At 39.8% G+C, this 19290-nt stretch carries 21 protein-coding genes and 1 tRNA gene; 16 read left to right on the top strand and 6 right to left on the bottom strand.

Annotated elements, in window-relative coordinates:
* Positions 1-4 precede the first annotated feature (4 nt).
* The 5 genes from OLM34_RS08870 to OLM34_RS08850 all read left to right on the top strand — a co-directional run bounded on the left by OLM34_RS08870 (position 5) and on the right by OLM34_RS08850 (position 4077).
* Complete coding sequence (locus OLM34_RS08870) at positions 5-916, top strand: OadG family transporter subunit (RefSeq protein ID WP_264406724.1); 912 nt, start codon at positions 5-7, stop codon at positions 914-916.
* A gap of 27 nt (positions 917-943) precedes the next feature.
* On the top strand, positions 944-1390 hold the full coding sequence (locus tag OLM34_RS08865; protein WP_264406723.1) for an acetyl-CoA carboxylase biotin carboxyl carrier protein: 447 nt from the start codon (positions 944-946) through the stop codon (positions 1388-1390).
* Between the two features lie 12 nt (positions 1391-1402).
* On the top strand, positions 1403-2560 hold the full coding sequence (locus OLM34_RS08860; protein WP_264406722.1) for a sodium ion-translocating decarboxylase subunit beta: 1158 nt from the start codon (positions 1403-1405) through the stop codon (positions 2558-2560).
* A 164-nt stretch (positions 2561-2724) separates the two neighbouring features.
* A complete protein-coding gene (locus OLM34_RS08855) occupies positions 2725-3882 on the top strand; it encodes a sodium ion-translocating decarboxylase subunit beta (RefSeq protein WP_264406720.1) in 1158 nt (385 codons plus the stop codon).
* 12 nt (positions 3883-3894) lie between these two features.
* Positions 3895-4077 (top strand): OadG-related small transporter subunit, encoded by a 183-nt coding sequence (locus OLM34_RS08850; RefSeq protein WP_264406719.1) that lies wholly within the window; start codon positions 3895-3897, stop codon positions 4075-4077.
* Positions 4078-4105: 28 nt separating this feature from the next.
* On the opposite strand, the gene OLM34_RS08845 is transcribed toward OLM34_RS08850, so the two are convergent.
* Positions 4106-4990, bottom strand: coding sequence for an NAD kinase (locus OLM34_RS08845; RefSeq protein ID WP_264406718.1), 885 nt, complete (start codon positions 4988-4990; stop codon positions 4106-4108).
* Positions 4991-5023: 33 nt separating this feature from the next.
* Positions 5024-5401, bottom strand: a complete 378-nt coding sequence (locus tag OLM34_RS08840) for a hypothetical protein (protein ID WP_264406717.1) — start codon at positions 5399-5401, stop codon at positions 5024-5026.
* A gap of 174 nt (positions 5402-5575) precedes the next feature.
* Here OLM34_RS08840 and OLM34_RS08835 point away from each other — a divergent pair, with 174 nt between their 5' ends.
* The 6 genes from OLM34_RS08835 to rpsA all read left to right on the top strand — a co-directional run bounded on the left by OLM34_RS08835 (position 5576) and on the right by rpsA (position 11102).
* Positions 5576-6307 (top strand): pyridoxine 5'-phosphate synthase, encoded by a 732-nt coding sequence (locus OLM34_RS08835; protein ID WP_264406716.1) that lies wholly within the window; start codon positions 5576-5578, stop codon positions 6305-6307.
* Between the two features lie 77 nt (positions 6308-6384).
* Positions 6385-7095 carry a MotA/TolQ/ExbB proton channel family protein gene (locus OLM34_RS08830; RefSeq protein WP_413777213.1) on the top strand — a complete coding sequence of 237 codons (711 nt, stop codon included), beginning with the start codon at positions 6385-6387 and terminating at the stop codon, positions 7093-7095.
* Positions 7096-7106: 11 nt separating this feature from the next.
* Positions 7107-7514, top strand: a complete 408-nt coding sequence (locus tag OLM34_RS08825) for an ExbD/TolR family protein (protein ID WP_264406715.1) — start codon at positions 7107-7109, stop codon at positions 7512-7514.
* 32 nt (positions 7515-7546) lie between these two features.
* Positions 7547-8323, top strand: a complete 777-nt coding sequence (locus OLM34_RS08820; RefSeq protein WP_264406714.1) for an energy transducer TonB family protein — start codon at positions 7547-7549, stop codon at positions 8321-8323.
* Positions 8324-8342: 19 nt separating this feature from the next.
* Positions 8343-8906, top strand: a complete 564-nt coding sequence (locus OLM34_RS08815; protein ID WP_264406713.1) for a DJ-1 family glyoxalase III — start codon at positions 8343-8345, stop codon at positions 8904-8906.
* Between the two features lie 159 nt (positions 8907-9065).
* The gene (rpsA, locus tag OLM34_RS08810; RefSeq protein WP_264406712.1) at positions 9066-11102 is read left to right on the top strand and encodes a 30S ribosomal protein S1; all 2037 of its coding nucleotides are present in this window, start codon (positions 9066-9068) and stop codon (positions 11100-11102) included.
* 385 nt (positions 11103-11487) lie between these two features.
* Here rpsA and OLM34_RS08805 read toward each other — a convergent pair whose 3' ends face one another.
* The 4 genes from OLM34_RS08805 to OLM34_RS08790 form a co-directional block, all read right to left on the bottom strand.
* Positions 11488-12213 (bottom strand): hypothetical protein, encoded by a 726-nt coding sequence (locus OLM34_RS08805; RefSeq protein WP_264406711.1) that lies wholly within the window; start codon positions 12211-12213, stop codon positions 11488-11490.
* A 19-nt stretch (positions 12214-12232) separates the two neighbouring features.
* Positions 12233-13534 (bottom strand): PorT family protein, encoded by a 1302-nt coding sequence (locus tag OLM34_RS08800; RefSeq protein WP_264406710.1) that lies wholly within the window; start codon positions 13532-13534, stop codon positions 12233-12235.
* Between the two features lie 5 nt (positions 13535-13539).
* Entirely contained in the window at positions 13540-14091 is a 552-nt protein-coding gene (locus tag OLM34_RS08795; RefSeq protein WP_264406708.1) for an RNA polymerase sigma factor, read from the bottom strand.
* Between the two features lie 131 nt (positions 14092-14222).
* Positions 14223-14351, bottom strand: a complete 129-nt coding sequence (locus OLM34_RS08790) for a hypothetical protein (protein WP_264406707.1) — start codon at positions 14349-14351, stop codon at positions 14223-14225.
* Positions 14352-14369: 18 nt separating this feature from the next.
* Here OLM34_RS08790 and sppA point away from each other — a divergent pair, with 18 nt between their 5' ends.
* From sppA to OLM34_RS08765, 5 genes are all read left to right on the top strand, one after another.
* Positions 14370-16136 (top strand): signal peptide peptidase SppA, encoded by a 1767-nt coding sequence (sppA, locus tag OLM34_RS08785; RefSeq protein ID WP_264406705.1) that lies wholly within the window; start codon positions 14370-14372, stop codon positions 16134-16136.
* A gap of 13 nt (positions 16137-16149) precedes the next feature.
* Complete coding sequence (lpxK, locus tag OLM34_RS08780) at positions 16150-17262, top strand: tetraacyldisaccharide 4'-kinase (RefSeq protein WP_264406704.1); 1113 nt, start codon at positions 16150-16152, stop codon at positions 17260-17262.
* On the top strand, positions 17219-18031 hold the full coding sequence (locus OLM34_RS08775; protein WP_264406703.1) for a purine-nucleoside phosphorylase: 813 nt from the start codon (positions 17219-17221) through the stop codon (positions 18029-18031). Before lpxK ends, OLM34_RS08775 begins: the two co-directional genes overlap by 44 nt.
* Before the next feature lie 23 nt (positions 18032-18054).
* A complete protein-coding gene (thiL, locus tag OLM34_RS08770; RefSeq protein ID WP_264406702.1) occupies positions 18055-19080 on the top strand; it encodes a thiamine-phosphate kinase in 1026 nt (341 codons plus the stop codon).
* 85 nt (positions 19081-19165) lie between these two features.
* Positions 19166-19238 (top strand) — tRNA-Phe (locus OLM34_RS08765).
* Positions 19239-19290: the final 52 nt, after the last annotated feature.

Below are 19290 nucleotides of genomic sequence, written 5' to 3'. Positions count from 1 at the left end.
AATTATGACAAAACTTAATCAAATAGGATTCCTGCTCCTTGCCATTACTTTGACTTTTGGCAGTTGTTCAACTAAGAAAAAAAATCCGTCGTGGGTTATCAATGAAGTCATGGTCAATAATAAAACCAACATGATAGACGAATTTGGCCAACGCAACGGATGGATCGAAATTTACAACAACACGGCCAAAACACAGGATCTGGGAGGAATGTATCTTACAACCGATAAGAACAATCCTAAAATGTATCCGATTCCCTTGGGAGACGTGAGAACCCGGATTAAGCCCTATCAACAAGCCATATTCTGGGCCGATGCCAAACCGTTTCATGGAAATTTTCACACCAACTTTGAACTGGACTCGACAAGAGAAAACTATATTGCTTTATATGATGTTGATGGGAAAACGCTGATCGATGAAATTATTGTACCCAAAGGAATCCCCGCCGATAAAACCTTTGGTTATCCTAAGGACGGTTTTAAATATGATGAAGAAGGGAACCTGATGGCAACCATTCTGGAAAGAGTGACCCCAAACAGCAACAATGCAATTATAGCAGAAAATCCCAAGATAGCAGAAATGAAAAGAAACGATCCATTGGGAATAATAATTACCATTACCTCTATGCTGGTAGTGTTCACCGGGTTATTCCTCCTTTATCTCATGTTTCATTGTATAGGTAATTTTTCAAAAAATATGACACAAAAAAGAGTCGCCGGAAGGAGGAAACTTTCCGCTGCCCGAAGTGAATCCCAATTGTCGGGCGAAGTGTTGGCAGCCATAGCGGCAGCAATAACCGAATTAAAAGAAGATCAACACGACATAGAAAGTACCATTTTAACCATACAACAAGTTAAAAAGAATTATTCTCCGTGGAGTTCAAAAATATACACATTGCGTCAACTCCCTAATAAATAAGAAGTAACACGATCAAAATATATTCCGATGAAAGAATTAAATTATAAAATTAACGGAGCACCATACAGAGTTGTTATTCTTAACTCCGATGATTCAACGATAGAATTGGAAGTGAACGGAATTCCCTATACTGTAGAACTGGAACAAAAAACCAAAAAACCATTGGTAGGTGTAAGACGTCCGAGTCGTGAGGCTGCTCCGGCTCCTACTCCAAAAAGCGCCACTACTCCATTGGTAACTAGGCCATCAGCATCGCCAGCCAAAAACGTTATTCAATCTCCTTTGCCGGGAATTATCATCGATATCAAATGCAAAGTAGGAGACCAAGTGAAAAAAGGTCAAACCTTGATGATTCTCGAAGCAATGAAAATGGAAAACAACATTCTTGCCAACACCAATGGAAAAGTAACACAAATATTGGTAAATAAAGGCGACAACGTTCTTGAAGGCGCAGATTTGGTAGTAATCGAATAAAAACCGGATATAATGAATACATTATTATCGTTAGGAGATAATTTACAAACTTTTTGGGGATTTACCGGCTTTGCCAATGCCGAACCGGGCCATATCATCATGATTCTGGTAGGATTATTGTTTATTTTTTTGGCTATTAAATTCGAGTTTGAACCTCTTCTTTTAATTCCCATAGGTTTTGGTATGCTCATTGGTAATATTCCTTTTGACGAAGCAGCAAACCTAAAAGTTGGCATCTATGAAGAAGGTTCAGTTTTAAACATCCTCTATCAGGGAGTGGTACAGGGATGGTATCCGCCGCTTATTTTTTTGGGTATCGGTGCAATGACCGATTTCTCGGCACTGATTGCCAACCCCAAACTTATTTTGATAGGTGCAGCCTGTCAATTCGGTATATTTGGAGCCTATATCATTGCCTTACAATTGGGATTTGAACCCAATCAAGCCGGAGCCATAGGAATTATCGGAGGAGCCGACGGGCCGACCGCCATTTTTCTTTCTTCAAAATTAGCCCCTAATCTGATGGGGGCCATAGCTGTCTCGGCATATTCATATATGGCATTAGTACCGATTATACAGCCTCCATTCATGCGGCTGTTAACTACTAAAAAGGAACGCGTTATCCATATGACCCCACCCAGAGTGATTTCACAAACAGAAAAAATTTTATTCCCTATCGTAGGATTGTTACTTACCGCATTCCTCGTCCCATCAGGACTCCCGCTATTGGGAATGTTATTCTTCGGAAATTTGCTCAAAGAATCGGGCGTTACACGTCGCTTGGCTGAAACCGCTCGTGGGCCGCTAATCGATATCGTTACTATCCTTTTAGGATTAACTGTAGGTGTATCTACTCAAGCTACCACATTCTTAACGGCACAGTCCGTTAAAGTATTTATTATTGGAGCGCTATCCTTTATTATTGCAACCATAGCCGGAATTCTTTTTGTAAAAATATTTAATTTATTCTTGAAAAAAGAGAACAAAATCAATCCGCTTATTGGTAATGCCGGTGTATCGGCTGTTCCCGATTCAGCTCGAATTTCCCAAATAATCGGATTGGAATACGATCCCTCCAATTATCTCTTGATGCACGCAATGGGACCCAATGTTGCCGGAGTGATCGGATCGGCTGTGGCTGCCGGTATTATGCTTGGTTTCTTGGGTTAACGCTAATGAAGTGAAATAAAACCGTATCCCGCTACTCGTAAACCTTTTTTTGAAGAATATCCAAAAGGATGAGGATTTTACCTGCTACGGAAAACTAAGGAACAACAAATTTTGGAAATGAATAATTCAAAAATGGTTAACTATATATTAATGGAGAAATTATTATGGGATTAGAGCAATTAATGCCTGCAATTGCATCAATGACATGGCAGGACTTGGTTATGATCGCTATCGGGCTCATTCTTATTTATTTGGCTATTGCCAAAAATTATGAACCTACTTTATTATTGCCAATTGGGTTTGGAGCCATTTTGGTAAACATACCCTTCTCATCGGCAATTACACAAATAGATCCTGCTACGGGACAAGCCGTGGAAGGAGTGTTGAATACATTTTTTAATGCAGGAATAGTTACCGAAATCTTTCCTCTGCTGATATTTGTTGCCATTGGGGCAATGATTGATTTTTCGCCCCTGTTTCGCAATCCATCGTTGTTGCTGTTTGGAGCTGCTGCTCAGTTCGGTATCTTTATGACCATGATTTTTGCTTCATTGCTGGGGTACGATTTAAGAGAAGCTGCTTCCATCGGAATTATCGGTGCAGCCGACGGACCCACATCTATTGTAGTGGCTTCACGATTTGCGCCCAATCTGCTCGGCCCTATTTCTGTAGCGGCATATTCTTATATGGCTCTGGTACCCATTATTCAACCTCCGGTTATACGATTGTTGACGAGCAAAAAAGAACGATTGATTCGGATGTCCACAGCAGGAAATTACAACAAAAAAATATCGAAAAAAGCCCTGATAGCATTCCCCATTGCTGTAACGATCGTAGCCGGGATCATTGCCCCGTCATCGTTAGCACTTATCGGTTTTTTAATGTTCGGTAATTTGATACGCGAATGCGGAGTACTAAACAAGTTGTCGTTAGCAGCACAAAACGAATTGGCGAGTCTGGTAACCCTGTTGTTAGGTATTACCATTGCCAGCACCATGACATCCGATCGTTTCATTCGTGTGGATACGCTCATCATTATTGCCTTAGGATTATTTGCATTCATTTTTGACACATTTGGCGGCGTAATTTTTGCAAAATTCATGAATCTGTTCCGTAAAGAAGGAAATAAAATCAATCCGATGATCGGAGCATGCGGAATATCGGCATTTCCCATGTCGGCTCGTGTAATTCATCAGATGGGTCAGAAAGAAGACCCGTTCAATTACCTGCTCATGCCGGCAATCAGTGCAAATGTCGGAGGTCAGATCGGCTCTGTTGTAGCCGGTGGCATTATCTTAACATTGGTTCCATTATTGGCATAAAAACAGATCATTATGACACAAGCAATAGAAAAAGCATTGGAAATTGCAGGTATAGGAATAATCGGAGTATTCATTTTTATGGCTATCTTTTACCTGCTGATTCTTGCACTCGATACATTTTTACCCTATAAAGAAGAAGTGAGCGCAGAGGGAAATTCTGTTGAGGTAGAAACCGAAGATGAAACTCAAAATTAGAGGAAAATCACGGATACATAATCGATTTTTATTTTCTAAGATCGGCACCCCACATTAATTTATCACGAAGTGTTTTAAAAAAAGTATGGTTTAGGCGTTTTACTACTTTCTGAGTATAAGGTGCTTTATAAACCTCGATAAGGGTATGCTCATTGAATATTTGCGACTGTCCGTCGAGAGATACCAGATAGTGCTTGCTCCTGCTTTCAATTTTTAACGAAATACGGCTATCGTCGCCTACAACCAATGGCCTTGCCGTAAGACTGTGAGGAGCAATGGCAGCCAAAATAATGCTGGGTGATGTGGGAACCAAAATAGGGCCGCCAATGCTGAGAGAATAGGCTGTGGAACCGGTAGGAGTAGCTATTACCAACCCGTCAGCCCGATACGATGTTAAATATTCACCATTGATATAAGCATGAATGGAAAGCATGGATGCCGTATCCTGTTTCAGAATGGCCACTTCATTTAATGCACAGATGCTGCCAAAAGGATTGGGTTCATCATTTGTGTCGATTTCGAGCAATATACGTTCTTCTATTCGATATTTATTTTCTACAATCTCCCGTAGCGTATCATCCAATTCATCGCAATTGATATCCGCAAGAAATCCTAATCTCCCGGTGTTAATTCCCAAAATAGGTATTTCCATATCGCCAATTATCGAAGCCGTGCGCAAAAAAGTACCATCGCCTCCCACACTCATTGCCATATCCACCGGCGGTGTTACATCAAAGAGTATGCACATAGGACGAATTTTATCTTGAATATCGGGCGAAAGAGAATAAAAAAGCATATCAGGCAGATAAAGATGAATGGGATATCTTTTTATTGCCTCACATACAGAAAATATATATTTTTCAAATTGAGGATCTCTATCAGAAGAAGTATTGCCAAATAACGCTATTTTCATATCCATTTAAAATAACTTCATTATTGATCTAAATTACATGTTGAGATAAAACAACAACTCCTGAAGGCGCTCTCTTTGTATATCGTTGATTTCACCTTCTTTCATGTAATAATAAATGACATTATAATTGAACCGCTCAAAACTACGCAATACAGGGGTAAGATCTGAAATATCCAATTTAATGGATATAAGAAGTGTTGAACCATCCGAAACCGGCAAAACAGATAAACTCATGACATGAGCATTGTTACTTTCAATGATTCGTGCAATTTCGGTGAGTGTGTAATCTTTCGAAGGTACCTCTAAAATAATTAACGAATTTTCTGCCTCCGTTAAATCGGCAAACTCCTCAGGCGTAATGTGTGAAGAAAACTTTTCTACCTGGTTTTTGATAAATTCTTTGGTTGACATGTTTAAAAAACGGTTTATTCGTATTATTTTTGTAGTTTGGTTTACAAAGATGGAAAAATTTTAGATACAGCGAACTTTATATTGGTTTTTTTATATTTTCTTTACTTTTTAATAAACAGGAGTTTTTTATTTTTTAGGTTATCCATCTTGGAAACAGTTTAAGGAGTGTATGCTATGACAAAATTAAGCGTTAATATCAACAAAATAGCCACCTTGAGAAACTCGCGTGGAGGCGATTTACCGAATGTAGTTCAAGTAGCAATTGACTGCCAACGTTTTGGCGCCGACGGAATCACCGTTCATCCTCGTCCTGACGAAAGACACATCAAACGAAAAGATGTGTTCGATTTACAACCGAAAGTTTATACGGAGTTCAATATCGAGGGGAATCCTTCTCCTGAATTTATTTCGTTGATTAAGAAAATACGGCCTACCCAAGTTACATTGGTTCCCGATGCTCATGATGCCATCACTTCCAACACCGGATGGGATACTGTCACTCATAAAGATTTTCTCACGGATGTTGTAAACGAGTTTCAGTCGTTGGGCATCCGCACCTCCATATTTGTAAATCCGGACCTCGAAATGATAGAAGGAGCCTCTGCCATCGGAACTGATCGAATCGAGCTATATACCGGACCCTATGCAGAAATGTTCGAGAAAGATAAAGAAAAAGCTGTTGCTCCTTATGTGGAAGCAGCAATACTGGCAAAAAAACTTGGTCTTGGCGTAAACGCGGGTCACGATTTGAATTTGAATAATTTAAACTATTTTTATGTTCATATTCCATGGCTTAGTGAAGTTTCCATAGGTCATGCACTCATTTGTGATGCCTTGTATATGGGACTCGAAAAAACAATAAAAGCGTATAAAAATTGTTTAAAGATGCCTGAAAATCAGGATTAATCCTGTTGAAATATTATCTTTACACCATAAACAAATTTTGAAAGAAAAATAGTAAATCAGTAAAGTAAATTATCAGAATGAATCTGTTACAAATACCGACAGCAGCATACGACACGCTCAGGGAAATGGGGGAACAAGTAACGACCACCGTGGAAACCCCGGAAACAGCAATCAACACTTTCGATCTTGCCATCAAAGGCGGATGGCTTATGATTGTACTCTTTGTTTTGCTACTCCTTTCTATTTACGTGTTGATTGAACGGATCTTGGTAATCCGTAATGCGGGAAAAGAGGATGATTCATTTATGAATCGTATTAAAGATTATATTCATGAAGGAAAAATTGAATCTGCATTGGCACTTTGCAGAAAAACCGATACCCCCGCTTCAAGAATGGTAGAAAAAGGCATTTCCCGTTTGGGACGCCCCATGAGTGATATTACAGAAGCAATAGAAAATGTTGGAAACATAGAAATTGCCAAACTCGAAAAAGGATTACCCATTTTGGCTACCACAGCCGCAGGTGCCCCGATGATTGGATTTCTCGGAACGGTTACCGGCATGGTTAAAGCCTTTATGAGCATGGCAAGTGCAGGTGTTAATGTAAATGTAAATATATTGTCAACAGGCATTTATGAAGCGCTGATCACAACCGTAGGCGGACTTATCGTCGGCATTATTGCGCTGTTTGCATATAACTACCTTACTACACAAATAAAAGGGATCGTGAATAGAATGGAGATGCGCATCATGGAATTCATGGACATTTTGAATGAACCGGCAAATTAAGGAGAATTTTCATGGCATTAAAACAACGCTTTAAGATAGAACCCACCTTCAGTATGGCATCGATGACCGATGTTATTTTTCTGTTGTTGATCTTTTTCATGATCACATCTACTATTGTTGTGCCAAATTCGATTAAAGTTTTGTTGCCAAAATCGCAGCAACAAGCTCAAGCCAAACCACTGACACGGATAACTATCGACAAAAATCTTAATTATTACGTAGCAAACGGAAACGAGACAGAACGTCAAGTACCCTTTGAAGCAATTGCACCTTTTCTGCAAGCAGCCTATAGTGCCAACCCCGAAGTATATGTTGCGCTCTACGCAGACGAAAGCGTTCCTTACCGGGAAATTGTGAAAGTGCTTGACATTGCAAACAAGCATAAATTTAAAATGGTATTGATGACGCGACCAAATTAAAGGTTTTTTTCTTCAAGAATCGCTATTTCATAATGGAAAAAGAAAAAATAGGTGGAATTATCGGAACAATTATTTTTTCGGGATTGCTCCTGATTATCCTCTTGTTTTCATATTTTACCATCACTCTCCCTTCGCGGGAATTGGAAGGCATTCCGGTCATGTTCGGTACAGAAGAAAATGCAGGAGGATCTACAGAACCAATGATGACCGAAACATCAGTTATCTCAACACCTCCCACCACGCCTCATGATCCCGAATCGCCACTTATCACACAAAACGACGAACCATCGATTGATATAAAAGCACAACGTGAAGAAAAACAACGTGAAGCCCGATTGGCGGAACAACGCCGTTTAGAAGAAGAAGCTGCACGCCGTCAACGAGAGGAAGAAGCCCGTCGTAAAGAAATCAACCAACAAATGTCGGGATTATTCGGAGAAAATACCTCAGGAAACAGAGGCAACACCGAAGGAACAGGAACACAGGGTGTTTCTGCAGGAAATACCACACAAGGATCGCCTAAAGGAAGCGGAGGAATAGGAACGTATGATCTTAGCGGGCGGAGCTTGGGACCGGGGGGACTTGTGCAACCCCGATACACCGTGAACGATTATGGCACAGTGGTTGTTAATATAACCGTAGACCCGGCGGGAAATGTAATTCATGCCGAAATCGGACGAGGAACGAATACGCCGAGTCCAACGCTTCGGGAAGAAGCATTGCGGGCTGCACGCAGCACCAAATTCAATGCAATTCAATCGGGAAACAATCAGCAAGGAACCATTACATATAAGTTTAATCTCAATTAATATATCAAAAAAAATTTCTATGAAAAAAGTTGCCCTATTTTTAGCAAACGGCTTCGAAGAAATAGAAGCTCTCGGAACAGTAGATATATTACGAAGAGCCGAGATACCGGTACAAACGGTGTCTGTTTCTAATGAGTTGAAAGTGACCGGAGCACACAATATCACCGTTATTGCGGATAAGTTGTTTACAACCATGGATTTCTCCGATATCGATGTTTTGGTTTTGCCCGGCGGCATGCCAGGTGCAAAAAACTTAAACGAACACAAAGGAGTGAAAGAACAAATAAAAACATTTGTGACAAAAGGAAAATATGTAGCGGCAATTTGTGCTGCACCTATGGTATTAGGCGGATTAGAACTGCTTAAGGGGAAAAAAGCCACCTGTTACCCCGGATTTGAGCCCCAACTTATCGGAGCAAATATAACCGGCGAAAATGTAGCGGTTGACGGGAAAATCATTACCGGAAAAGGTCCCGGCTTTATGTTCGATTTTGCATTGCAACTCGTCGAAATTATTGCCGGAAAGGAAACACGCAAAAAAGTGGCCGAAGGATTATTATGGGAAAAGAAAATATCCGATTAAAAACAAAAAATCGATTATTGCATTTCAATCATTATCACTCATAAATTCAAAAATTTAAGGTGCAAAGAATTGGTTTATACAGAAAAACAATCTATCTTTGCACCGTTTTTTTAGCAACATAATGTCTAACTTATTTAATTAATTTTTTTTACAAAACAAATGACAGATAACACAAAGAATGTCACACCCATTGAAAATTTCGATTGGGAAACTTATGCCGAAGGAAGCGAAAGCTACAGCAAAGAAAACAAAGAAAAACTTATCGAGAGTTACACCAATACACTGAGCAAAATCAGCGATAAAGAAGTAGTAACCGGGGTCGTAACTTCCATGAATAAACGCGAAGTCATCGTAAACATCGGCTACAAATCGGAAGGCGTTGTTCCAATGAGTGAATTCAGATACAATCCCGATCTGAAAGTTGGCGATGAAGTTGAGGTTTATATCGAAAGTCAGGAAGATAAAAAGGGACAACTGGTACTTTCTCATAAAAAAGCACGTGCCACACGTTCATGGGATCGCGTAAACGAAGCATTCCAGAATAACGAAGTGATTAAAGGATACATCAAATGTCGCACAAAAGGCGGTATGATTGTTGACGTGTTCGGAATTGAAGCATTCTTACCCGGCTCACAAATTGATGTGAAACCGATTCACGATTACGACATGTTCGTGGATAAAACAATGGAATTTAAAGTTGTAAAAATCAACCCCGAATTCAAAAATGTGGTTGTATCGCACAAAATATTGATAGAGGAAGAACTCGAACAACAAAAGAAAGAAATTATCTCGCACCTCGAAAAAGGTCAAGTACTTGAAGGAACAGTGAAAAACATTACCTCTTACGGAGTATTTATTGATCTTGGTGGGGTTGACGGTCTTGTTCATATTACCGATCTTTCATGGGAACGCATTCAACATCCGGAAGAAGTTGTCAAATTAAACGATAAGATCAATGTGGTTATTCTCGATTTCGATGATGAAAAGAAACGCATTGCTCTTGGATTAAAACAGCTAACGCCACATCCTTGGGATGCATTAGATCCCAATTTGAAAGTTGGAGACATTGTAAAAGGAAAAGTAGTAGTGATTGCCGATTACGGAGCATTTGTAGAAATTGCCCCGGGAGTAGAAGGATTAATTCACGTATCGGAAATGAGTTGGACGCAACACCTGCATACTGCTCAAGACTTTCTACATGTCGGCGACGAAGTAGAAGCTGTCATCTTATCTCTCGACCGTGAGGAACGCAAGATGTCCCTCGGAATGAAACAATTAAAACCGGATCCTTGGGAAACCATCGAAGAGAGATACCCGATTGGCAGTATTCATACGGCAACCGTTCGCAACTTCACTAACTTTGGTGCTTTTGTGGAAATAGAAGAAGGAGTGGAAGGGTTGGTTCATATCTCTGATCTCTCATGGACAAAGAAAATCAAACATCCAAGCGAAGTTACGGAAATTGGTGCACCACTTGAAGTGCAAGTATTGGAAATCGATAAGGAAAATCGTCGCTTGAGCCTTGGACATAAACAAGTCGAGGAAAATCCGTGGGATGTATTTGAAACCATTTTCACAGAAGGTTCCGTTCATGAAGGTACCATAGTGGAGCTAACCGATAAAGGTGCCATTATTGCTCTTCCTTACGGTATTGAAGCATTTGCTTCTTCTAAACACTTAGTAAAGGAAGATGGCTCTCAAGCACAAGTAGATGAGAAATTACCATTCAAAGTCATCGAATTTAACAAAGATGCTAAACGCATTGTTGTATCTCATACGCGAGTATTCGAAGATGAACAAAACGAGAAAACCGAATCGAAACGTAGATCAAAACGTACAGGGAAAAAGGAAGAGGCGGAAACGATTTCTACTCCGATAATCGAGAAAACAACATTCGGCGATATTGAAGAACTGGTTGCTTTAAAGGAAAAACTTGAAGCTCAAAAAGCAGCTCCTAAAAAAGAAACAAAGAAGAAATCGAAAGCCGGAGATGAAAAAACCGAAGAAACAAAAGAAGAAGAGAAAATCGAGGATTTGAAAACAGAACAAATAGAAGTTTCAGAGGTTAAAGTTGAAGAAAAACCGGCTATTGAAACTACTGATGCAAAAACCGATTCCGAGGAAGTGAAAGAGGAAGTGAAGAAAGCAGAAGAAATCAAAGAAGACGCTCAGACAAAAGAAGAAGAAAAAGAATAATTTTTTCGTTCTTCTTTCGATAAATAAAAAAACTGCCCTTACATAGGGCAGTTTTTTATTTTATCATATCCGAACAATCCTCATTCAAGGTAAAAAATAGCTATCAACGCAGGTTCAACAATACATAACCACCTAAAAAATCACTTATTACTCCCCACAGAGGAAAATTGAAAAACAATAACCTCACCCACGAACAGGTAAATGGATTCAAAGAAAGAAACACTGATCAGGGAAACGATATGCACAAAAAAATGTATCGAAATAAAAAAAGCCGCTGAGAATTGATTTGTTGAAATTTATTTCCAATAGGTGTAAAAACCAAAGAGGGTGAAATCACATTGTGATACACCCTCTTTGCGGAATTCAATTAAGTATAGAAAATACTTTAATCGGTGTAAATCGTAATAGCATATGCAGAGCTTTTGATCGGTTCAGAACCCCCTTCAATATAATAACGAAAACGAATGGGAACATTTTTAGTCTCAGTTTCACCTGAAGTTTGCAACAAGTTGCGCAAAGAAGACATATTTACTGCAATGATTCCGTTTTCTATTGTTTCCGTTGTTTCGGTAGGCGTTCCTGTTTTACTTAAACGCACGTCAATTAGTATTTCACCGGGGGTTTCCGTCGTTTCTGAAGATTTATAAAAATCCACCCTTGCTTCCTCCCCTTTTTTCTTTTTCCATTGATAAGAAAATGCCCAGAAATCACCAAAATATTCATCGCTGCTATAATAAGGAGACGAAAATTTATAAAATGGTGTTCCCGCCTCAGCAGGCGCATCCGACATAACTAACGTTGTGGAAGGCACGGGTTCCGGTTCATCTGTAAGAACCACATTAAAAATATTAAATCCATCAGCTGACTGAGTCATACCATTCTCCGAATTCCATGTATAAGAAAGGAAATAGCAGTTGCCCGGATATAACATTCGTATACTCTCACTCGTTATAAAACCGCCCTCATTACGAGCATAAATAAGACCGCTGTTATCCATCGTAACATAAGAAAACTGCATTACACCTGTATAACTCTGATCTCCTGATTCCAGACATGAGCTTAACATAAAACCCATAATCACCATACTAAAAAATAACACACTCTTTTTCATTTTTTTTCTTATTTAGTAGTTAAAAATTAAGTTTAAGTCCTACATTCAAATCCAACACAATTTTTTTGTCGGAATAAAAAGTTTTATATTTATTATTGGCATCAAAATAATAGGCTCCCCCTATTTTCCCATATATCCCCAAGTTATTGAATAAAGGATAGGATAATCCCATGCCTGCATTCACTGACACCTGTGGATTATGTTGATGAATATTTACCGACACTTTTTTCCCGGAAGTGCCATTTGTTTCAGGTTCAACCGTTTCATCCACATATTGATATTTGCCATACACATCTTTCTCGATCATTCCTCCCATAGAAACATACACATTTAATTTGTGGAAAGATAAAAGAGTATAATTCACATTTAGCGGGATACCCAAATAATGCAACTGTTGCGTTTCTTGACTTTTAAATTGGTTAGCCGTATTTTTTGCTTTCGAATATAAATAAGTATACATAAGTCCCGTTTCTACCGAAAGACGATCCATAATAAGTTTTGAGAAAGTAAGACCGATAGAAATCGGTTGTTCGTGAACCATTTCGGCAATATTTTCTGTCACATCGACTTGATCGGCATTAAATTCCATGTGATTCATATTTCCTGTCATCAACGATTTCTCGGGTGAATCGTTAACCGCATAATTTTTTGTCGCAACACTTTTCAACGTCATGGGAGAATTCGTCGTTCGATGCAAAGAGGTCAACCCTCCTCTGGCATTAAGAGCTATGGCAATAGGTTCGCTTTCCCCTTCCTCGGCAAAACTCAAATGCGTCTGATTATTGTTTCGTTGGTTAACAAACTCTTCGATAAATCGATCCATCTCTTCGTCAGTCAGTTCTCCCGACTGTTCCTCCGGATAGTCTTTTTCATCCGACTTATCCGCATCAACAACAGGCAACTCCACCGTTTGGGGATATTGCGTTTCTGTTTCTACAGGTAACTCCGTTTTTATACCTGTTTCCGTTTTTTCAAACTCCTTAAATTTATTTTCGTCAGCTGAAACCACCAATGGAGATTGCTTCATTTCGTTTTCTTCGACAATAGGGAACAATGATTCGTTTTTATCACTCGGAGCGACTTTTTTCGTTACTATCGCCTTATCGCCATCAACAGGAAAATTCAGATATATCAGCCCACCCACTATCAAAGCAACAATTACAGCTGCAGCAGCCATCCATTGCCGTTGGACAGCGCGCTGCCGCATGGCTTTGTCGAGCGATTCCTCAAGCCGATCCCATTCATTATCCAAAACAGGTGCCTCGTAATCGTTCAACTTATGCCGAAATTGTTCTTTTATGTTGTCTTTCTCACTCATCATCTTCACTATTTATTTTTCAGGACAGCATTAATTTTTTTTCGCAATATTGCTCTTGCACGCGAATACTGTGAACGCGAAGTGGATTCGTTAATGCCAAGCATTTTGCCGATTTCTTTATGAGACATATCTTCAAACACGAACAAATTGAATATGGTGCGATAACTTTTTGGTAGTTGCCTTATCATTTCGAGAAGCTCTTCGTGTGTAATATCCCCTATATTATAAGAATCGTCATCTAAAAAATCCAAATCATCCGATTCAATCTGTTCGATATCGGTCATTACCTGATTTTTTTTTCGTTCATAACGATAATTTTCAATCGCCAGATTCACAAAAATACGTCTCAGCCATCCTTCAAAAGACCCCTTGCCCGAATAGGAGCCAATGCGCGTAAAAACCCGGAAAAATCCGTCGTGTAGCAAGTCCCATGCCGTTTCGTTATTATGGCAATAACGCAAACAAACGCCCATCATTTTAGGAGCATACATTTCATATAGCTTCTTTTGAGCATCACGGTCCTTCTTCTTACACGCTTCTATCAACTGCGAATCATCCATGCTTAATCGCATTCATGTATATAGATGAATAAAATCGAAAAACGCTGCACATAGTTTCTTGCTTTTTACAAAATTATCATTTTTTGCCGGACAAACTGCCTTTTCCCCTAAACGAATGATAAAAATTCGAATTATAGTATATCCAAAACATCTTGAAAAAGAATACCTTTAAAATCAAAGGCAAACCGATTCAAATATAAGATTTTTAAATTGTTTGATTCTTCTTTTTTTTTTACTTTTGTTCCGACTAATTTATTCATATTAAAAAAACAATTTATATGAAAGATTTTCCCAAAATCGTCTTAGGATCAGCTCTCGGGTTTATCATTGCCAGTATACTTGTTTCGGCTATTTCCATGGTCTTTTTTATAGTTACTGCCGGCTCATTATTCCAATCGGTGAGCGAAGAACAATTTGTACTTGAGAACAACAGTATTCTCCATTTACGTTTAGTGGGGAATATTCAGGAAAGATCACCTCGATCCACTGCTTTTATTCCTCAGGATGAAACCGCAATGATGGGCCTTGACGATATCGTTGCAGCTATTCGCAAGGTAAAAAATGACGATCGAATAAAAGGCATCTATCTAAACGCGCAGATTTTCAATGCAGCTCCTGCCACTTTGATGCAAATTCGTCAAGAGCTGATCGATTTCAAAGAAAGCGGAAAATTTATTGTAGCTTATGCCGACACCTACACTCAATCGGGATATTATCTGGCATCGGTAGCAGACAAAATCGCTATCAATCCCCAAGGATCACTCGATATTCACGGATTGGTATCCATGCCTGTTTTCTATAAAGATGCATTAGAAAAATTGGGAATAGAAGTTCAGGTATTCAAAGTAGGTACCTACAAATCGGCTGTTGAGCCATTTACACTCACAGAAATGAGTGAAGCCAACCGTCAGCAGACAACTTCTTCGCTCAACGATATGTGGAATTTTATGCGAAGTGATCTGGCCGATTCCCGCAATTTATCTGCCGTAGATATCGATTCCATTGCCAATCAGTTTCCTCTTTTGAAAGACATATCGTATCTGATAAACAAAAATCTTGTGGATACCGTACTTTATGAAACGGAAATGAAAAATTATTTGCGCACCCTGCTCAATATCGATGAAGGTGAAAAAATTCCGTCGGCCACAGTTCAGGATATGAAATCGGTAAAACCCCGGATAATAAAAAAATCAAAAAACAACATTGCCCTTTTATATGCTGTTGGTAACATCATATCGGGAAACGGCTCATCCGATATTCAAGACAAATTCATGGTCAACGAAATCGAAAAACTTCGAAAGGATGATAATATAAAAGCTGTTGTTTTTCGTGTGAATTCAGGAGGAGGCAGCGCTTATGCCTCAGAACAGATCTGGAAAGCCATAACTGATTTGAAAAAAGAAAAGCCTGTAGTGGTTTCTATGGGCGATCTGGCAGCATCCGGAGGATATTATATCTCATGTAATGCCACCAAAATTGTGGCTCAGCCAACCACAATTACCGGTTCAATCGGCATCTTCGGCCTTTTCCCCAATATGCAGGGAACAATGAACAAGCTCGGTCTCGATTTTGATGTCGTGAAAACGCACGAATACAGCGATTTCGGAAATTTCACCCGCCCGATGAACAATAACGAGAAAGCCATGCTTCAATCCTATATCGAAAAGGGATACGATACATTCTTGTCGCGCTGCGCCGAAGGCCGCAGCATTCCCAAAGATTCACTTGCGAAATACGCAGAGGGACGAATCTGGACCGGGAATCAAGCAAAAACGATTGGTTTGGTAGATGAATTGGGAGGAATAGAAAAAGCCATAAAAATTGCAACTGATCTCGCCGGAGTAGGCAACGATTACGTAGTATATGAATATCCGAAAAAACGTTCGTTTATTGAAGAATTCATGGATAAAAACAAAAACGACCTTGCCCTCAAAACGCTCAAAGAATATCTAGGGAGCAGCTATGATATTTTTATGACAATAAAAAATCTAAAGGAAGAGGATTTCATTCAGGCACGTTTACCTTATGATTTGAATATTAAATAATTATATTTAAGAAATGGACCAACCTCCATCAAATATACGCCGTTCATTGCTACCGCTGTCATGGTTGTACGGATGGGGTGTGAATTTGCGAAATAAACTATATGATGCGCATATTTTGAAACAAAAAAAATATGACATCCCCGTTATTTGTGTAGGAAATCTGACTGTTGGGGGCACAGGGAAAACACCTCATATCGAATATTTGGTTAAATTACTCTCCTCAAGATACAAAGTATGCGTTTTAAGCAGGGGTTACAAACGAAAAAGCAGAGGATTTGTCGAAGTTGAACCTGATTCCGACGTTGAGGATGTAGGAGATGAACCCTTGCAAATCAAACAAAAGTTTCCGGATGCACTTGTTGTAGTCGATAAAAATCGGAGCAAAGCCATCGAAAAAATAATAAAAATGCAGGAAGACAAAAAACCGGATGTCATTCTGATGGATGATGGCTATCAGCATCGTTCAGTGATCCCATCGCTTTCCATTTTGCTTGTGGACAGTAACCGTCCGATTTTTGAAGACAAACTGTTGCCCGCGGGAAATCTACGCGAACCCCTTTCGGCAAAAGCGAGGGCATCTATCGTATTAGTAACCAAATGCGATCCTCAGATGCGCCCGATCGACTTCCGCATTTATGCCAACGGCTTGGATCTATTTCCTTATCAATCATTATATTTCACATCCTTCGATTATGGCGACCTAAAACCGGTTTTCCCCGAATTTCAATCGGAGGAAATTATGCTCAATGATTTGCGTAAAAAGCATGTTGTCTTGGTAACCGGCATTGCATCGCCAAAACCACTAATCGACAAATTGGAAAGAAAAACATATAATCTGTATCCTATTCTTTTTGACGATCATCACCAATTCACCATCAAAGATATCGAAACAATAAATAAAAGGCTAAAAAACATCGATGATGACGATATTGTCATCGTCACAACAGAAAAAGACGCGGTACGTTTCAAAACATTAAAAACATTAGACGATTATATCAAATCCATCCTCTATTATATCCCTGTAGAGGTAAAATTCATCAAAAAATCGGAAAGAGAGTCTTTCAACAAAAAAATATATCATCATGTTAGAAGCTATCAGGCAAACAAGCAATTATCTAAAAAGTAAAATTGAAGAAATTCCCAACACCGCCATTATACTCGGCACGGGCCTTGGAGAATTGGTTCACGAAATCGACAACAAGCAAATAATCCCCTATACCGAGATTCCTAATTTCCCCATTTCCACAGTCGAAGGACACAGCGGGAACCTGATTATCGGTACATTGGGAGGGAAAAAAATACTGGCCATGCAGGGTCGTTTTCATTACTACGAAGGATACTCCATGCAGCAGGTTACTTTCCCCATCCGCATTTTTCAAGCACTGGGCATACACTATCTATTTGTATCCAACGCAGCAGGAGGCATGAATCCGAGTTTCGATATCGGCGACATCATGCTCATCGAAGATCATATCAACTTGTTCCCCGAGCATCCGCTCCGCGGAAAAAATTACGACGAATTGGGTACCCGCTTCCCCGATATGAGTGAGGCTTACGATAAAAAACTGCGCCGAATGGCAATGGAAATCGCCAAAGAAAAAAACATCAAACTTCAACACGGCGTATACGTGGGAGTACAAGGTCCCACTTTTGAAACACCTGCCGAATATCATTATTTCCGCACCATTGGCGGCGATGCTGTGGGCATGTCCACAGTTCCCGAAGTAATTGTAGCCAATCACGCAAAAATGAAAGTGCTGGCCTTTTCCATCATCACCGACTTGGGAGTCATCGGCAAAATAGTAGAAGTATCGCATGAAGATGTGCAGAAAGCTGCAAAAATTGCCCAGCCCAAAATGGCCTTCATCATGCGCGAAATCATTCAAAGAATTTAAGAAGTATTTTCAATTTACCTTTTATGCAACGAACAGAAATAGCAACATTGGGGGAATTCGGCTTGATCGAACATCTCACCAAAGATATACAACTCACTCAAAAAACATCGGTAAAAGGCATTGGCGATGATGCAGCCGTAATAGACAATACCAATAAAAAGACCTTGGTTACAACCGACATTTTACTGGAAGGCATCCATTTCGATCTCACATACGTACCCCTGAAACATCTGGGATACAAAGCAGCAGTCGTTAATTTTTCGGACATTTACGCCATGAACGGCACGCCACAGCAAATTGTTGTTTCGCTGGGTATCTCCAAGCGTTTTTGCGTTGAAGATATGGAAGCTCTCTACGATGGATTAAAACTGGCCTGCAAAATTTACGACGTTGACCTTGTGGGAGGCGACACATCTTCGTCGCTTACCGGTTTAACCATCAACATCACCTGTATTGGATATGCCGACGAGAACCAACTTGTTTACCGAAACGGGGCACAAAATACCGATTTGATTTTTGTTTCCGGCGACCTTGGGGCTGCATATATGGGATTACAGCTTCTGGAACGCGAAAAAAACGTTTTTGACGGTCAAGCCGATTTTCAACCCGATTTTGCCGGGAAAGAATATCTGCTGGAACGCCAGCTTAAACCCGAAGCTCGAAAGGATATCGTGAAATTGTTGGCTGAAAACCATATCAAACCTACTTCAATGATCGACATCTCAGACGGTTTGTCTTCCGACATGCTGCATATTTGCAAACAGAGCAAAGTCGGTTGTGCCATTTACGAAGAACGAATACCCATCGATTATCAGACCGCGCTGATGGCCGAAACCTTCAATATGAACGTTTCCACTGTCGCCTTGAATGGCGGGGAAGATTATGAACTGTTGTTCACCGTTCCCTTGAGTCTCCATGAGCAGGTTTCGGCTTTGGAGGGTATCCACCTTGTAGGTCATATAACGGCAGAAGAAAACGGGTGTCATCTTATCACACGAGATGGGCAGGAAATGCAACTGAAAGCACAAGGATGGAATCCTCTTACGTAAGCTGAATGCATTTTTTTTACTTTTTACGATGCAAGTTTTGAAATTGAAAAAAAATCTCCTATCTTTGCACTCGCCAAACAAAAAAGGTGCCATAGCTCAGTCGGTAGAGCAAAGGACTGAAAATCCTTGTGTCCCTGGTTCGATTCCCGGTGGCACCACCTCAAAAAAACGCTTAAAATCAAATTTAAGCGTTTTTTGTTTTCAGACTTC

This window comes from Anaerorudis cellulosivorans (assembly GCF_025943985.1).
In the GTDB taxonomy this organism is placed as follows: domain Bacteria; phylum Bacteroidota; class Bacteroidia; order Bacteroidales; family Dysgonomonadaceae; genus Anaerorudis; species Anaerorudis cellulosivorans.
The sequence above is the reverse complement of the archived record's forward strand: the minus strand, read 5'-3'. Positions and strand labels throughout refer to the sequence as shown.

Coding starts and splice junctions, on each gene's coding strand:
- OLM34_RS08815 (WP_264406713.1), top strand. CDS start 8,343: ATGAAAAAAGTTGCCCTATTTTTAGCAAACGGCTTCGAAGAAATAGAA.
- OLM34_RS08820 (WP_264406714.1), top strand. CDS start 7,547: ATGGAAAAAGAAAAAATAGGTGGAATTATCGGAACAATTATTTTTTCG.
- OLM34_RS08870 (WP_264406724.1), top strand. CDS start 5: ATGACAAAACTTAATCAAATAGGATTCCTGCTCCTTGCCATTACTTTG.
- OLM34_RS08850 (WP_264406719.1), top strand. CDS start 3,895: ATGACACAAGCAATAGAAAAAGCATTGGAAATTGCAGGTATAGGAATA.
- OLM34_RS08800 (WP_264406710.1), bottom strand. CDS start 13,534: ATGATGAGTGAGAAAGACAACATAAAAGAACAATTTCGGCATAAGTTG.
- OLM34_RS08855 (WP_264406720.1), top strand. CDS start 2,725: ATGGGATTAGAGCAATTAATGCCTGCAATTGCATCAATGACATGGCAG.
- OLM34_RS08795 (WP_264406708.1), bottom strand. CDS start 14,091: ATGGATGATTCGCAGTTGATAGAAGCGTGTAAGAAGAAGGACCGTGAT.
- rpsA (WP_264406712.1), top strand. CDS start 9,066: ATGACAGATAACACAAAGAATGTCACACCCATTGAAAATTTCGATTGG.
- OLM34_RS08860 (WP_264406722.1), top strand. CDS start 1,403: ATGAATACATTATTATCGTTAGGAGATAATTTACAAACTTTTTGGGGA.
- OLM34_RS08830 (WP_413777213.1), top strand. CDS start 6,385: ATGAATCTGTTACAAATACCGACAGCAGCATACGACACGCTCAGGGAA.
- OLM34_RS08805 (WP_264406711.1), bottom strand. CDS start 12,213: ATGAAAAAGAGTGTGTTATTTTTTAGTATGGTGATTATGGGTTTTATG.
- thiL (WP_264406702.1), top strand. CDS start 18,055: ATGCAACGAACAGAAATAGCAACATTGGGGGAATTCGGCTTGATCGAA.
- OLM34_RS08835 (WP_264406716.1), top strand. CDS start 5,576: ATGACAAAATTAAGCGTTAATATCAACAAAATAGCCACCTTGAGAAAC.
- OLM34_RS08775 (WP_264406703.1), top strand. CDS start 17,219: ATGTTAGAAGCTATCAGGCAAACAAGCAATTATCTAAAAAGTAAAATT.
- lpxK (WP_264406704.1), top strand. CDS start 16,150: ATGGACCAACCTCCATCAAATATACGCCGTTCATTGCTACCGCTGTCA.
- OLM34_RS08825 (WP_264406715.1), top strand. CDS start 7,107: ATGGCATTAAAACAACGCTTTAAGATAGAACCCACCTTCAGTATGGCA.
- sppA (WP_264406705.1), top strand. CDS start 14,370: ATGAAAGATTTTCCCAAAATCGTCTTAGGATCAGCTCTCGGGTTTATC.
- OLM34_RS08865 (WP_264406723.1), top strand. CDS start 944: ATGAAAGAATTAAATTATAAAATTAACGGAGCACCATACAGAGTTGTT.
- OLM34_RS08790 (WP_264406707.1), bottom strand. CDS start 14,351: ATGAATAAATTAGTCGGAACAAAAGTAAAAAAAAAAGAAGAATCAAAC.
- OLM34_RS08845 (WP_264406718.1), bottom strand. CDS start 4,990: ATGAAAATAGCGTTATTTGGCAATACTTCTTCTGATAGAGATCCTCAA.
- OLM34_RS08840 (WP_264406717.1), bottom strand. CDS start 5,401: ATGTCAACCAAAGAATTTATCAAAAACCAGGTAGAAAAGTTTTCTTCA.